11 protein-coding genes are annotated in these 15223 nt (G+C 53.0%); all 11 read left to right on the top strand.

Annotation, left to right across the window (positions count from 1 at the left end; translation table 11 throughout):
- Position 1: 1 nt before the first annotated feature.
- The 11 genes from DWZ45_RS07200 (at position 2) to DWZ45_RS07150 (ending at position 15103) form a co-directional block, all read left to right on the top strand.
- Positions 2–1567 carry an HD domain-containing protein gene (locus tag DWZ45_RS07200; RefSeq protein ID WP_107001430.1) on the top strand — a complete coding sequence of 522 codons (1566 nt, stop codon included), beginning with the start codon at positions 2–4 and terminating at the stop codon, positions 1565–1567.
- A 2-nt stretch (positions 1568–1569) separates the two neighbouring features.
- Positions 1570–3699 (top strand): RNA degradosome polyphosphate kinase, encoded by a 2130-nt coding sequence (locus DWZ45_RS07195; RefSeq protein ID WP_117796048.1) that lies wholly within the window; start codon positions 1570–1572, stop codon positions 3697–3699.
- A gap of 158 nt (positions 3700–3857) precedes the next feature.
- The gene (locus DWZ45_RS07190) at positions 3858–4562 is read left to right on the top strand and encodes a response regulator transcription factor (RefSeq protein WP_022360295.1); all 705 of its coding nucleotides are present in this window, start codon (positions 3858–3860) and stop codon (positions 4560–4562) included.
- Positions 4552–5691 (top strand): HAMP domain-containing sensor histidine kinase, encoded by a 1140-nt coding sequence (locus tag DWZ45_RS07185; RefSeq protein ID WP_347475382.1) that lies wholly within the window; start codon positions 4552–4554, stop codon positions 5689–5691. The genes DWZ45_RS07190 and DWZ45_RS07185 overlap by 11 nt, the downstream gene beginning before the upstream one ends.
- A gap of 196 nt (positions 5692–5887) precedes the next feature.
- Positions 5888–8344: a hypothetical protein gene (locus tag DWZ45_RS07180; protein ID WP_118468369.1), complete on the top strand. Its 2457-nt coding sequence runs from the start codon at positions 5888–5890 to the stop codon at positions 8342–8344.
- Positions 8344–9306 carry an ABC transporter ATP-binding protein gene (locus tag DWZ45_RS07175; RefSeq protein WP_022360292.1) on the top strand — a complete coding sequence of 321 codons (963 nt, stop codon included), beginning with the start codon at positions 8344–8346 and terminating at the stop codon, positions 9304–9306. The genes DWZ45_RS07180 and DWZ45_RS07175 overlap by 1 nt, the downstream gene beginning before the upstream one ends.
- Positions 9284–10207 (top strand): ABC transporter permease subunit, encoded by a 924-nt coding sequence (locus DWZ45_RS07170; protein ID WP_118468368.1) that lies wholly within the window; start codon positions 9284–9286, stop codon positions 10205–10207. The genes DWZ45_RS07175 and DWZ45_RS07170 overlap by 23 nt, the downstream gene beginning before the upstream one ends.
- Before the next feature lie 55 nt (positions 10208–10262).
- The gene (locus tag DWZ45_RS07165) at positions 10263–11585 is read left to right on the top strand and encodes an SPFH domain-containing protein (RefSeq protein ID WP_118468366.1); all 1323 of its coding nucleotides are present in this window, start codon (positions 10263–10265) and stop codon (positions 11583–11585) included.
- Between the two features lie 5 nt (positions 11586–11590).
- Positions 11591–12676, top strand: coding sequence for a TFIIB-type zinc ribbon-containing protein (locus DWZ45_RS07160; protein ID WP_118468364.1), 1086 nt, complete (start codon positions 11591–11593; stop codon positions 12674–12676).
- A complete protein-coding gene (locus tag DWZ45_RS07155; RefSeq protein WP_118468362.1) occupies positions 12673–13554 on the top strand; it encodes a TPM domain-containing protein in 882 nt (293 codons plus the stop codon). Before DWZ45_RS07160 ends, DWZ45_RS07155 begins: the two co-directional genes overlap by 4 nt.
- Before the next feature lie 37 nt (positions 13555–13591).
- On the top strand, positions 13592–15103 hold the full coding sequence (locus tag DWZ45_RS07150) for an SEL1-like repeat protein (RefSeq protein WP_022360287.1): 1512 nt from the start codon (positions 13592–13594) through the stop codon (positions 15101–15103).
- Positions 15104–15223: the final 120 nt, after the last annotated feature.

The raw sequence follows: 15223 nt of genomic DNA, 5'->3' as shown, positions 1-15223 counted from the left end.
TATGACCGTTAAAACCTTTGCCGCTATTGATGTGGGTTCCTTCGAACTGGAGCTGGGAATTTTCGAGATTTCTGCTTCCGCCGGAATCCGCGAGATTGATCATGTGCGCCATGCGCTGGCGCTTGGCAAAGACACGTACAATGACGGACGTTTGAGCCACGAGATCGTGGAGGAAATGTGCGAGGTCCTGAATAAGTTCCGGGAAGTGATGAAAACATACCGGGTATCGGATTACCGGGCATTTGCGAGTAGTGCGCTTCGGGAGGCGCGGAACAGCCAGATGGTACTGGACCGGATTCTGGTGCGTACCGGACTCCGGGTCCGCACGATGAACAACTCGGAGCTTCGTTTTAAGAGTTATAAAGCCGTTGCAGCCAGGGAGGAAGAATTCCAGCACACCGTGAAAAACGGTGCGGCGCTGATGGATGTCGGATTCGGAAGCACCCAGATCTCCCTCTTTGATGAGGAGGTACTGGTATCGACGCAGAACCTTCTGCTCGGCGTGCTGCGCTTAAGCGAAATGTCAGCACACTGGCGCGTCGATTACCGGAAGATCCCGGCGATCATCGACGAGCTGGTAGAAAATGAATTATACACATTCCGAAAGATATTTTTAAAAGAGCATCAGATCGAGACGCTGATTGCGACCGGCGAGACAATGAACTATATGATCAGCCGCGGCATGCATGAAAAAGGCGGGGCGCGGTTCACGGCAAAGGAATTTGGCGTGTTCTGCGAGAAGCTGATTGGAATGTCCTCGGAGGAGATTCAGGAGCGCTATGAGCTGCCGCAGGATTACGCAGAAGTGCTGATTCCAAGTGCGATTCTCTACCGGAAGGTATTAGACATGACGGGTGCTTCCTATATCTGGGCACCGGGGACGACACTCTGCGATGGTATCGCGGCAGAGTACGCACAGGAAAACCGTCTGGTCCGCTTCCATCATGATTTTGAGGCAGATATTCTCTCAACGGCGCGCCAGATGGCGAAGCGCTACCGCTGCCACGGCGCACATGTGCGCGAGGTAGAGCGGTCGGCGGAGATGATCTTTGATGCAACGAAAAAATACCATGGTCTGGGAGCGCGGGAACGGCTGCTTTTAAAGATCGCAGCGACCCTGCATGACTGCGGCAAGTTTGTCAGCATCACGCGCGGTTCGGAAAGCTCGTACCAGATCATCATGGATACGGAGATCATCGGAATTTCCCATCTGGAGCGCGAGGTTGTAGCCAATATCGTGCGCTACAACATTCAGGAATATGCCTACGATGAGGTCATCCTGGAGTCGGATCTGTCCCAGTATGCGGGGCTTGGAACCTCCCGGAGAGAGCTGACGATCCTGATTGCGAAGCTGACGGCAATTTTGCGTCTGGCCAATTCGATGGACCGCAGCCACCGCCAGAAGCTGAGCGACAGCCGCATCGCTGTGCGGAACGGCAGTCTGGTGATTACGACGGACTGTCCGGAGAGTATCGTGCTGGAGCAGTATTCATTTGACCAGAAGGCAGATTTCTTTGAGGAAGTCTTTGGAATACGGCCTGTACTCAGGCAGAAAAGAGGGGTATAAGGATGTCGGATGCAGTGTTGAAATACGGAGAACCTGAAAATTATGTAAACCGTGAACTGAGCTGGCTGGAATTTAACTACCGGATTCTGGGTGAGGCGCGTGACAAGACGACCCCGCTGTTTGAACGTCTGAAATTTTTAAGTATCACGGCGTCGAACCTGGATGAGTTTTTCATGGTCCGCGTGGCATCCCTCAAGGACATGGTTCACGCCAATTATACGAAGCGGGATATTGCGGGTATGACGGCACAGGAACAGCTGGATGCGATTGATGGAAAAACGCATGAGCTGGTCGAGAATCAGTACCGGACCTACAACCGGATGCTCCTGCCGCTCTTAAAACAGCACGGTCTGCGCGTGGTCACCGAGCATGAGAAGCTTACGAAGGAAGAAGCGGTGTACGTTGATCGGTATTTTGAGGAATCGGTCTACCCGGTCCTCACGCCGATGGCGGTTGATTCCTCCCGCCCGTTCCCGCTTATTCACAATAAATCGTTAAATATCGCCGCGCTGGTTCGCAAGAAAAAGGGAGACGGCGAGCTGGAATTTGCGATGGTCTGCGTGCCGGGCGGGCTTCCACGCGTGGTGGAGCTGCCGTGCCAGGAGGGCAAATCGATCATTTATCTGGAAGAAGTCATCGAGCGGAACATCGACAAATTGTTCTTAAATTATGATATTATCAGCTGCCATCCGTTCCGTGTCATGCGAAATGCCGATCTGAGCATCGACGAGGATGAGGCGGAGGATTTGCTCAAGGAGATCGAGCAGAAGCTCAAGAAACGCCAGTGGGGCGAGGTTATTCGCCTGGATATCGAGAAAAAGGCGGACAAGCGCCTCTTAGACATCCTCAAAAAGGAGCTGCACGTCGGCGGGCACGCGATCTATGAGATTGACGGACCGCTTGATCTGACGGTTCTCATGAAGGTGTTCGGTCTGCCGGGCTTTGACGAATTTAAGACACCGCCGTACACGCCGCAGCCGGTTCCGGCGCTGATGAATGAGGATGATATTTTTGCCAATATCCGCAAAGGCGATATATTGCTGACCCACCCGTTTGAGACTTTTGAGCCGGTCGTCAATTTTATCAAGAAAGCTGCCCGCGACCCGGAGGTGCTGGCGATCAAGCAGACACTCTACCGTGTCAGCGGCAACTCCCCGATTATCGCGGCGCTCGCCGAAGCGGCGGACAATGGAAAACAGGTGTCGGTTCTGGTTGAGCTGAAAGCCCGTTTTGACGAGGAAAACAATATTCTCTGGGCGAAGATGCTGGAAAAAGCCGGCTGCCACGTTATCTATGGTCTGCTGGGGCTGAAAACACACAGTAAGATCACGCTGGTGGTGCGCCGCGAGGAAGAGGGCATCCGCCGCTACGTCCATCTGGGAACTGGAAATTACAATGATTCGACGGCAAAACTCTACACCGACTGCGGTCTTTTAACCTGTGATCCGCTGATCGGTGAGGATGCGACTGCAGTCTTTAACATGCTGTCGGGTTATTCGGAGCCGCTTGGCTGGAACAAGCTGTCGCTGGCGCCGCTGTGGCTGCGCGGACGTTTTCTGCGCCTGATCCAGCGGGAAACGCGCAACGCCCGCGAAGGTATTCCAGCGCGGATCGTGGCAAAGATGAACTCCCTGTGCGACCGTGAGATCATTGCGAGTCTTTACGAGGCGTCCAATGCGGGGGTAAAAATACAACTCATCGTCCGCGGCATCTGCTGTCTGCGCGCCGGGATTCCGGGATTAAGCGAGAATATAACGGTCTGCTCGATCGTTGGAAATTTCCTTGAGCACAGCCGTATTTTCTACTTCGAGAACGACGGTGAACCGCAGATTTTCATGGGAAGTGCCGACTGGATGCCGAGAAACCTCGACCGTCGTGTGGAGATTCTCTTCCCGGTTGAGGATGAGAAGCTGAAAGCACGCATCTGTCACATCTTAGAGGTACAGCTTGCCGACAATGTCAAGGCGCAGTACCTGAGACCGGACGGAACCTACGCTAAACGCAACCGCCGCGGCAAAGAGCCGGTCTGCGCGCAGGATACCTTCTGTGCGGAGGCAGTACAGGCGGCGAAGGAGGCTGGAAAAAAGCAGGACCCGGCGGCGATGAGGGTGTTTATTCCGCTGGAACAATAAAGAAATTGCAGTTCGCAGATAAGCAAAATTCTCCAAAAATGTAATAAATTTTTAAAGCATAAATCCTCCCCATATGGTAAACTGGAAACAGGTATATTCGTCTGGTATTTCGCATAGAGATACCGGGAACCTGCATTACATATGAGGGAGGTTTTTTTATGTCTGAAATACACGTTCTGGTGGTGGATGATGAGAAAGAGATTGCCGATCTGGTGGAGATTTATCTGGTCAGTGATGGTTATAAAGTATATAAAGCATCCAATGCGTTAGAGGGATTGGAGATTCTGGAGAAGGAGACGATTCATCTGGTGCTTCTCGATATCATGATGCCGGGGATGGATGGTCTGGAGATGTGCCGCAAGATCCGGGAGACGAACAATATCCCGATCATCATGCTGAGCGCGCGCTCAGCGGATCTGGATAAGATTCTGGGACTGGGAACCGGCGCGGATGATTACGTGACGAAACCATTTAACCCGCTGGAGCTGACGGCGCGCGTCAAATCACAGCTTCGCCGCTACACGCAGTTAAATCCGCAGAGCGGTGCAGGAAACCAGGTTAAAAATGAGATCTCGATCAAGGGACTCACGATCAACAAAGATAATCATAAAGTGACGGTGTACGGCGAGGAGATCAAGCTGACGCCGATCGAATTTGACATCCTGTATCTGCTGGCATCCAATCCGGGGCGGGTCTTCAGCACCGATGAAATCTTTGAGAAGGTGTGGAATGAGAAAGTCTACGAGGCAAATAACACGGTTATGGTACATATCAGACGGCTTCGCGGCAAGATGAAGGAGGACACCCGACAGAACAAGATCATTACAACGGTCTGGGGGGTAGGATACAAAATTGAAAAATAAAAAAGATATGAGTCGCCGATTCCGGACACGGATGGTCATGAACATCGTTTACAGCACCGTGGTGGCATGCCTGGTGGAGGTGTTTCTGATTGCCAATGTTTTGATGATCAGTAGCTATCTGCGGGAGACGCGGTACCGGGATTCTTTTTTCCTGCGCCTGACGGAGACAGAGACACTGATGGCATTTGTCTATCTTCTGTCGGGCATCGCGATCTTCTCAGTCACTTTTTTTGCCCTCCAGGAGCGGTCCATGCGCTATATCAGCCGGATCTCGTCCGCGATTCAGAATATTTCCGAGGGCGATTTGAATACGACGATCGAGGTGCGGGGCGACGACGAGTTTACGGCGATGGCGGTCAATTTAAATAAGATGGTCGGGGATATCCGGAATCTGATGGACAAGGAGCGCGAGGCGGAGCGCACGAAGAATGAGCTGATTACCAATGTGGCACACGATCTGCGGACACCGCTGACCTCGATCATCGGCTATCTTGAACTTCTGTCCGGCAAGGTGGAGATTCCTGCAGAAATGCAGAAAAAATATATTGATATTGCCTATGCAAAATCGAAACGTCTGGAAAAACTGATCGAAGATTTGTTTGGTTTTACTAAAATGAATTATGGAAAAGTGGCAATGCACGTGTCGAAGGTGGACATCGTCAAACTGCTCAGCCAGCTGTTGGAGGAATTTTATCCGAGCTTCAAGGACAAAAACCTCTCCTACGAGCTGCAGAGCAATGTCCCGGGCAAGGTTATCACGGCAGACGGAAATCTTCTGGCGCGCCTTTTTGACAACCTGATCAATAACGCGATCAAGTACGGTGCGGACGGAAAACGGGTGCTGGTGCAGATTCATGCGGAGGAAGAGGTCGTGACCGTCTCGGTGACGAACTACGGTTACGTGATTCCGGCGGACGAGCTGCCTCTTTTATTTAATAAATTCTACCGCGTGGAACAGTCGCGATCGACCAACACGGGCGGCACAGGGTTAGGTCTGGCGATCGCCAAAAATATCGTCGATATGCACGGCGGCACGATTCAGGTAACGAGCGATCTGAATGGAACGGTGTTTACGGTGCGCCTGCGGACGAATTTTGACATCAACAGGGAAAATTTCCAGATGCCGTAAAGGCGAGTGTGGGAAAGAATCTGATAGACATTTTAATGGATTTTTGGTTACTGTTCACAGGTAGGCACTTTTGGAACCGAAAGTGCCGTAAGAAAACATGGTGGCAGCAGGAATTTGCCGTATTTAAATGCGAAGCCACGGCAAATTCCGTTACTGGGCACGTATGCGTGAACAGTTACAGATAGGGAGAGAAAGGATGCAGAAAAAGAGGGGAATACAGTTCTTTTTTGCGATATTGATCGGATGGATGGCACTATTCTGCCTTCCTGCGGGGTACGCATATGCCTCACAAGAGGAAGCAGATGCGCCGCTGTCGATGGACGTTTCCTATGGATTTGACAATACGGCAAAGAGCGACCGTTACCTTCGGGTAACGGTTCTTCTGAATAACAATAAAGCGCCGTTTGAGGGAACGCTGGAGTTTCTGACCGCGCAGTCCAGTCTGGAGGCGTACCAGTATTCCTATCCGTTATCATTGGCAGCGGGGGAGAAGTTTGAACAAGAATATTATATCCCGCTGGGTGTGCGGGCGGATCAGATGTTTGTATCGGTACAGGATGTAAACGGGGAAACGGTCATCCGGAAACGTCTGAAACTTGGTTCTGAGGAGGACGTTGCGGAGAGTTATATCGGAATTTTGACGGATACGCCGGAGGCACTTTCTTATTTAGACGGCGCGGGCATCCGATATGGGACGCTTCGGACGCGGGCGGTTTTTCTGGATGCCGAGCAGGCACCGGATGACCGGCTGGGTTACGATCCGCTGGATCTGGTAATTGTGTCTGGATTTGACCTGGATTCGCTCAGTGATGTCCAGTATGAGGCGCTGCGGCGCTGGGTGGAAGACGGCGGTACGATCCTCTTTGGCGGCGGTGTGGATTGTGCGAGAAATTATGGCAGGTTTGCAGAGAAGGTGCTGGAGCCGCCGTATCTGGATGCGGTAACCGTTCCGGTCAGTCTGGGCGGGGAGACGGCACCGGGCGAGCAGACGGGGGAGATCCAGGCAGAATGCGTCGATGTGAACCTGAAGAACGGCAGCACTCTGCTGGCGGGGGAAGTGTTCCCGCTGTTATCCCATACGAACTGCAAACAGGGGCGGATCGTGGCAGCTGCCTTTTCGATGGATGCGATCAGCGATTTGTGCCTGACCAATCCATCCTCATTTGAAAAGCTGTATACGCTGGTGCTGGGAAGTGATACCGTGGACGAGCTGGCACAGGAGGATTACTACGGTTATTCGGGCTCGTATTTCAGCGTACAGGGGCTGGTCAACACCGGCAATGCGGGGCGGCTTCCGAAGGTTGCGGCGTACACGGCGATCGTGGTGGTCTACCTGCTTTTGATTGGTCCGGGCATCTATTTCTACTTAAAAAAGCGGGGAATTTACCGGTATTATCTGCCGGCGGTGACACTGGGGGCGTTTTTGTTTACCGGCATTATTTATGCGCTGGGCGTAAAGACACGCTTCCGGGAGCCGTTTGTGACGTATGCGTCGATTCTGGATACCTCGGGAGAAGAGGCGGAAGAAGCCACTTATATGAACATCCGAAGCCCTTATAACAAGCCGTATTCGGTGAGTTTAAAGCCGGGCTATGAGGTGCGCCCGATGACGCGCAGTTACTATTACGATGCGGTTTCGGCGGTGCGCTTTACCGGTGAGGAAGAGTATCATACGAACTTTGTTTATCAGCCGGAACGGGTCGAAATTAAAATGCGGGATACGGTCGCATTTTCACCGAATCTGTTTACCCTGCGTCGTGAGCTGGAGAAAACGGACGCGATGGGCGTTCAGGGAAATATTTCCTATTTTGATGGCGTGGTGTCGGGAACGGTAAAAAACTGTTTTGAGGAACCGCTGGAGAATGCGGCTCTGCTCATCAATGGGAAAGCGGTGCTGCTGGGAAGATTAGAGCCTGGGCAGACGGTTTCTCTGGATGGAAAGGAGAGCTGCGATTATCCGGTCAGCTATTCGTATGCGGCAGCACAGATGGTGACCGGGGCGGATCAGTATGAGAAAGCGGAGATTGAGGATCCGGACTATTTAAAGGCGCAGGAGTGGACGAGACTTTTGAGCTTTTATCTGGATTCCGGCGCGGGGCGCAATCCGTCTGAGGCGTGCCTGGTGGCATTTTCAACCCGGAAGCTCCAGGGAGAGGAAGATTTCCTGGCGGATGCGAGGACACTTCGGGAAGGATTTTGCATGGTGACCGAGTCAATCCCGCTGAACCGTGAAAAAGACGGAAAACTTTACCGTTCGGCGCTTGAGGAAGATCCAACGGTGCTCGCCGGAAATTATGAGGCGGCGTACAACACAATGTATAGCGGGGAAACAGCGGAGGCTGCGACGGTCGAATATTCGCTGGGAAGTGACCTTGTCATTGAAAAGCTTACGTTTGAGACTCTGTCACCGCGATTTTCGGAAAATCCGCTCTATCCGTATATGTCATTCTTCTCCGGAAGCATGTATTTCTATAACTATGAGACCGGGCGCAATGACCGGATTGAGCTGAAATCAGAGTATTCGGCAAAGGAGCTTTCGCCGTACCTGTCTCCGTCGAACACATTGACCGTCAAATATGTGCCGGAACAGACGGGAGAGTATGGCTGGGAAAGCCAGCTTCCAAGAATCTATGTCGTAGGGAGGAGAGAGTGATGCTGACAATTAAAAACCTCAGAAAACGATATGGCAATTTTCAAGCGCTGGATGGGCTGAATCTGGAGGTCGCGGACGGGGAACTCTTTGGATTCGTGGGTCCCAATGGGGCAGGCAAGACGACGACGCTCAAGATTCTTGCGGGACTTCTCGTTCCCGACGAGGGCGAGGTGGAGATCGGCGGACTGGATGTTTACTCAGACGGAAAAGAACTCCGGCGGCGGATCGGCTATGTGCCGGATTTCTTCGGAGTATATGATAACCTGAAAGTATCGGAATATATGGAATTTTTCGCATCCTGCTACGGAATTACGGGGCTGCAGGCGCGGACGCGCTGCCATACGCTTCTGGAACAGGTGCGGCTGGAAGATAAAGAGGACTTTTTCGTGGACGGGCTTTCGAGAGGTATGAAGCAGCGCCTCTGTCTGGCGCGGGCGCTCATCCACGATCCGGATCTTCTGATCCTGGATGAACCGGCTTCCGGGCTGGATCCGCGCACCCGGGTGGAGTATACGGCGATTCTGAAAGAACTGCGCGATCAGGGAAAAACGCTGCTCGTCAGCTCACATATTTTATCGGAATTGTCAGAGCTTTGTACCTCGATCGGCATCATTGAGCAGGGAAGAACGGTTCTGCAGGGCAGCATGGATCAGATTTTTGAGCGGATCAACTCGTCCAATCCGCTTCTGATCTCAATTTTCAGCCAGAAAGAAAAGGCGCTTGCGATCCTGAAAAGCCATCCTTGCGTGCAGACGATCGCGGTGCAGGGGGATGAGATCAAGCTGGGCTTTTTGGGGGATCGGCAGGATGAGGCGCTGCTTTTGCAGCAGCTTATCGATGCGGATGTGATGGTCAGCAGCTTTATGCGCGAGAAGGGAAGCCTGGAATCACTGTTTATGCAGATCACAGGACATGAAGAAGAGAGGGCGGTGCTGAAACATGAGATGGAATCCGGTATTTAGGAGGGAAATGACAGTCGGAAGCCGCAGCATCCGCATGATGGCGATTCTGTTTGTTTTTAACAGTATTCTGGCGGCGGTGGCGCTGTTTAATATGTATTCGGTGGCGGAACAGGTCAGGACGACGGCGGAGATCCAGTATTCGCAGTTTCTGGATCTCTACACGTTCGTCTCCTCGATCGAATTTATCATGCTGCTTTTCATCATGCCGGCGCTGACTGCCAGCAGTATCAGCGGCGAGCGGGAACGCCAGACGCTGGAACTGATGCTGACGACCACGATGGAGCCGCGTGACATGGTGCTTGGAAAACTGGCGTCCTCGCTGGTGACGATGCTGGTGCTGGCGGTCTCGGCGCTTCCGGTACAGGCGCTCGTATTTGTCTACGGGGGCGTTACGCTGCAGGACATCGGGATGCTGTTCCTGTGCCACGGCGTTGTGGCAATTTTAACGGGTAGTATCGGGATCTTTTATTCATCGGTGCTGCGCCGCTCGACGGTATCGACCGTCTGCTCCTATGTGACGGTGGTGGCGCTGACGGCGGGAACGATGGCAGTCAATCTGTTTGCATACCGGATGGCGCTCCGGGCGGCAAATTCGTATGCATCTAATCTCAATGCATCGGAAATGGCAAGTTCCGGCATTTTACGCTATCTCTTTCTTTTCAATCCGGCTGTCTCGTTTTATAATGTAATTAACGGACAGGCGGGAAGCGGTGACATGAGAAAATGGTTCGAGCCGCTGTTCGGTGTATTTCCAGATAATGCGATCACAGCACACTGGACGGCGTGCAGCCTGATTTTGCAGTGTATACTGGCGATGGTGCTGATCGCGGCAGCAGTCTGGGCGATCACGCCGGGAAAATGGAATCGGCATGGGAAAAATAAAGGGAAGGATAACCGATAGATAGAAAAAGCAGAAAAACAGAGAGACTATGAATTTGGACAAGGAGGCAGAGAGTATGGGAATTATCAGAGCAGCGGCACACGCGGTCGGCGGCGGGCTGGCAGATCAGTGGCTGGAAGTGATTGAACCGGAAAATATGGGGGAACAGACCGTATTTTCAGCGGGTGTGCAGACACGCCGCGGGGAGAACCGGAAGAGAACGCCGGAAACGGTGTCCAATGGTTCTGTGATCCATGTGTACCCGAATCAGTTTATGATGCTGGTGGACGGCGGTAAGGTCGTTGATTATACAGCGGAAGAGGGTTATTATACAGTGCAGAATTCATCCCTGCCGTCTCTGTTTAACGGACAGTTCGGCGATGCGCTGAAAGAATCCTTCAACCGTGTGCGCTATGGCGGACAGACGCCGTATGCACAGAAGGTCTACTATATTAATCTCCAGGAGATCAAGGGAATCAAGTTCGGCACACGGACGCCGATCAACTATTTTGATTTATTCTATAATTCCGAGCTGTTTCTGCGCGCACATGGAACTTACTCCATCAAGATCACGGATCCATTGAAATTTTATGCGGAGGCTATTCCGAAAAATCAGGATCAGGTGGAGATTGATTCCATCAATGAGCAGTATTTAGCGGAGTTCCTGGAAGCGCTGCAGACCTCGATCAACCAGATGTCGGCGGATGGCGTGCGGATTTCCTTTGTAGCCTCCAAAGGCAGGGAACTGGGACGATATATGGCGGAGACGCTGGATGAAGAGTGGAACCGTCTGCGTGGCATGGAGATCCAGTCAGTCGGTATCGCCAGCATTTCCTATGATGAAGAATCGCAGAAACTCATCAATATGCGGAATCAGGGCGCGATGCTCGGCGACCCGTCGGTGCGCGAGGGGTATGTACAGGGCGCGATGGCACGCGGCTTTGAGGCAGCCGGTTCCAACGGAAGCGGTGCGATGGCAGGCTTCATGGGAATGGGCGCCGGCATGAACTTCGGCGGCGGATTTATGGGCGCCGCATCGGCGTCCAACCTGCAGCAAATGCAGATGCAGCAGGCGGCGCGGCAGGGATATGCGGCACCACAGGGCGGTTATGCGCCGGGGCAGGCGAATAGAGCGCCGCAGGGTGGTTATGCACAGCAGCCGGGACAGATGGATGCGGCACCACAGGGCGGTTATGCACAACCGGCAGGACAGAATGCACCGCCTCAGGGCAGTGCGGCAGCTCCGGCGGAATCCTGGACTTGTGAGTGCGGCAATGTCAACCACGGAAAGTTCTGCTCCGAGTGCGGCAAGCCAAGACCAGCCGGTCCGTGGACCTGCAGCTGCGGAACGGTCAATACAGGTAAGTTTTGTTCTGAATGCGGAAAACCGAGGTCATAGGGCGTATGGAGATACAATCATATAAGTGTCCAAACTGCGGCGGCGGGCTGGTGTTTGATCCGAAGACGCAGAAATTTAAATGTGAATACTGCCTCTCAGCGTTTACGGAAGAGACGTTGAAAGAGATGGAAGAGGCAGCCAGAAAGTCAGAGGAAGCTTCGAAGCCGGGTGAAATGCCGGAAGCGGAAAAGATAGAGAGCCAGAAGCAGGCGGAGTCCAAGATGGTTCTCTATACCTGCCCGAGCTGCGGCGCGGAGATTGTGGCACAGGAGACGACGGCGTCCACGTACTGCTGTTACTGTCACAATCCGGTGGTTCTTTCGGGAAGTCTGGACGGTAAATACCGCCCGGACGGTCTGATTCCGTTTGAGATCGACAAGAAAAAGGCAAAAGAAATCTTTAAAAACTGGATTCAGAAGAAAAAGTATGTGCCGGATGATTTCTACTCGCCGCGTCAGATGGACTATCTGGAGGGAATTTATTATCCATATTGGATGTATAGCTGTCAGGTATCCGGTGAGATGCAGGCGGAGGCGCTGCGGAAACGCGTGACGGTGGCGGGGGAGATCGAGTATATCGAGACGAGCCGTTACCATCTGGAGAAAAAGGCGGAGCTTCCCATCAAGGATGTGGCGCGCAACGCGTTAAAGCAGGTGGACCGCAGCCTTGCCGAGACCGTGCTTCCGTTTGATATGAAGAAGCTGCGCCCGTTTCAGGCAGGCTATTTTCTGGGATTTAGGGCGGAGCGGCGCGACCGGGAAAAGGAAGAATTTACACAGGAGATTGAGCAGGAGATCAAGCAGTATACGAGAGAATCCCTGCAAAATAGCGTCTCCGGCTACGATCATGTGGATATCCGGAACCATCGGGAGACCATCACGGGGGAAAAATGGAACTATGCCATGCTTCCGGTGTGGATGATGACCTATCCGGATCCGAAGAGCGGTCAGATGTACTATTTTGCGATGAATGGGGAAAATGGAAAGGTCTGCGGCGTCCTGCCGGTTGATTCGAAAAAACTGGTGCGCCTGTTTTTGACGATTTTCATTCCTGTGTTTGTACTTTTGCTGCTGGGAGGATACCTGATATGATAGAGAATCAAAAGGCGGGAGTCACACAGAAAAAGAAGAAATATGGACGGCTGAAAGATTTTATATGCTTCTTTGTTGCAGCATTTATTTCATTTTCACAGGTCAGCCTTATATGGGCGGCGGAAGGCACGCGCGTCTTCGACGAGGCGGGACTGTTCAGCGCGGAAGAAGTGCAGGAGCTGGAGACACGGATCGATGAGGTGCGTGACTCACAGGATGCCGATCTGGCGGTACTGACAGTCGAGGACGCACAGGGAGAATCGGCGGAAAGCTATGCCGATGATTTTTACGATACCCACGGACTGGGCGTCGGGGACGATGCGAGTGGTATTCTGCTTTCGATCGATATGGACAACCGGGAGATATACGTTTCTACCACCGGGTATGCGATGAAGGTGCTGACGGATGCGCGGGTAGAGAAGGTGCTGGATGCGGCATATGACAGCGTGGCGGATGGAAACTATGCGGAAGGCGCGCTGGGGGCGATCGACAGCATCGAAAATTATCTGGAGATGGGCGTTCCGGCGGGACAGTATACGCAGGTGCGCGAGGAGAAAAAACATTCCCTGGAATGGTATGAGGTGCTGTTTGCGGCGGTCGCGGCTGCAATCGTGGCGGCACTCCCGTGCTTTTCGGTGATGCGCCAGTATAAGATGCAGAAAGAACACCGCCAGTCGCTGGGTTTCCATATGGCATACCGGGCGGACAGTGCGCTGCATTTTGTTCAAAATGAGGAGCAGTTTGTAAACCGGTCGGTAGTGACCAGACGGATTCCGAAAAATCCGGGTCCGGGCGCTTCGGGCGGTTCGGCCGGAAGGACGACCATACATCAGGGCAGCAGCGGAAGGATGCACGGCGGCGGAGGCAGAAAGTTTTAATTGATACAATTTCGTGTGGAAGGCGGATGAATGATATATGACAATCCTGATGACAGGCTTATGTGAGAAAGGTGCAGACCAGATCTGGAAACAGTGTAACGATGCGATGTACGCCCAGGGAGTTACCTGGCTGGAAGAGGCGGCGTATGCGGGCGATGCGGAAGCATGGTTCTTTTTAGGACACTGTTACAGCTGGGGGGACGGGGCTGTCGGGTTCAATGAGAAAAAAGCGTATGAATGTTACCTGCGGGGGGCTTCGGCGGGAAGTGCCCGGGCAGTGTTAGGAGCGCTGCGCGCCGGTCAGTATGACGAACAGATGAAGCAGTCGGCACGTTATTCCATCGAGGAAAGTTACCGTCAGGTGCGGGATGCCGCTGAGATGGGCGATGTCTATGCCGCGTGGCAGATGGGCGAGGCAGTTGAGTGGGAAGATCTGGCCGATTATATGCCGCAGACTGAGAGCGCCCGTGAGCAGTGTCTCTTCTGGTACGAACGGGCGGCGGACGGCGGCATTATCCCGGCGATGGTTAAGATGGGAAAATGCTGCCAGAATGGTACATACCGGGAAAAAGATGAAAAAGAGGCACTTCGCTGGGCGAACCAGTGCGCCGCCAGCGGGGAGGTCTGGGGACTCTTCCAGATGGGGGAACATTACCGCCAGGAAGAAGACTGGGAAGCTGCATTCCAATATGACTATGCGGCGGCAAAGCAGGGGTCTTCCCGCGCCATGCTGTATCTGGGGCAGATGTATTTAAACGGACAGGGCACAGAGCGCGATATCCAGGCGGCCGTCCAGGCGCTGGAAGGAGCCGCGGCGCGGAACGAGGCGGAGAGCTTTGAAGAACTTGGAAATCTGTTTTATCAGGATGAGCTGGTGGAGCGCGATGATGAAAAAGCGTTTTACTGGTATGGAAAAGCATATGCGGCAGGCATCAAAGAGGCGGCGCTTCCGTTAGCCCGCCTGTATCTGCGCCCGTCCGATGAGCAGGACACTGTCCGGGCAGAAAAACTTCTGCGGGAGGCAGCTGGGATCGAGACGGACGGACAGGCAAGTCTGGCGCTTGGAAATATCTATCGGGATGGTCTGAACGGCGAGATTGATATGAAGCAGGCAGTTTCCTGGTACGAAAAAGGCGCTTCGCAGGGAAATCCAGAGTGCATGGAGATTCTTGGATGCCTGTATTTCCAGGGCGAAGAGGGAGTAGACCGCGATTATGCAAAAGCATTTGAGTGGCTGAACCGGTGCGAAGAAGCCGGAAGTCTGCAGTCTGCATCCAAGTTAGGCTATCTCTATATGAAGGGAGAAGGCTGCACCGCCGATGAAAATAAGGCGAAGGAGCTTTTTGAGCGGGCGGCACAGACGGAATGTGACGGATATGCACTCTATGAGCTTGGATTTATCTACGAACGGAAAAATGAATCCCCGGAAGATCTCGAGCGGGCGGCACAGTGCTACCAGAAGGCGATTGAGATGGGAAATGAGAGTGCTTCACGGCGGTTTTCCCATTTTAAGAAGGGATTGTTTGGGCGCTGGAAGATCACGTATTAAGGGGGGAATTTTTCTTGCGCTGTGCCATAAAGTATGATAGAATTTTTAACTAAAGTGAGCAGGGGGTCCCGTAACTTTGCGGGAGAACTGCAAAACCACACAGAACACTTACATGGCAGA

The sequence above is a fragment of the Clostridium sp. AF32-7AC genome, assembly GCF_003477925.1.
In the GTDB taxonomy this organism is placed as follows: domain Bacteria; phylum Bacillota; class Clostridia; order Lachnospirales; family Lachnospiraceae; genus Otoolea; species Otoolea fessa.
This window is presented reverse-complemented; position numbering and strand designations above follow the sequence as displayed.

Bases quoted from the DNA above. Each gene is read 5' to 3' on its own strand.
- DWZ45_RS07200 (WP_107001430.1), top strand. From the start codon at position 2: ATGACCGTTAAAACCTTTGCCGCTATTGATGTGGGTTCCTTCGAACTG.
- DWZ45_RS07195 (WP_117796048.1), top strand. From the start codon at position 1,570: ATGTCGGATGCAGTGTTGAAATACGGAGAACCTGAAAATTATGTAAAC.
- DWZ45_RS07190 (WP_022360295.1), top strand. From the start codon at position 3,858: ATGTCTGAAATACACGTTCTGGTGGTGGATGATGAGAAAGAGATTGCC.
- DWZ45_RS07180 (WP_118468369.1), top strand. From the start codon at position 5,888: ATGCAGAAAAAGAGGGGAATACAGTTCTTTTTTGCGATATTGATCGGA.
- DWZ45_RS07175 (WP_022360292.1), top strand. From the start codon at position 8,344: ATGCTGACAATTAAAAACCTCAGAAAACGATATGGCAATTTTCAAGCG.
- DWZ45_RS07170 (WP_118468368.1), top strand. From the start codon at position 9,284: ATGAGATGGAATCCGGTATTTAGGAGGGAAATGACAGTCGGAAGCCGC.
- DWZ45_RS07165 (WP_118468366.1), top strand. From the start codon at position 10,263: ATGGGAATTATCAGAGCAGCGGCACACGCGGTCGGCGGCGGGCTGGCA.
- DWZ45_RS07160 (WP_118468364.1), top strand. From the start codon at position 11,591: ATGGAGATACAATCATATAAGTGTCCAAACTGCGGCGGCGGGCTGGTG.
- DWZ45_RS07155 (WP_118468362.1), top strand. From the start codon at position 12,673: ATGATAGAGAATCAAAAGGCGGGAGTCACACAGAAAAAGAAGAAATAT.
- DWZ45_RS07150 (WP_022360287.1), top strand. From the start codon at position 13,592: ATGACAATCCTGATGACAGGCTTATGTGAGAAAGGTGCAGACCAGATC.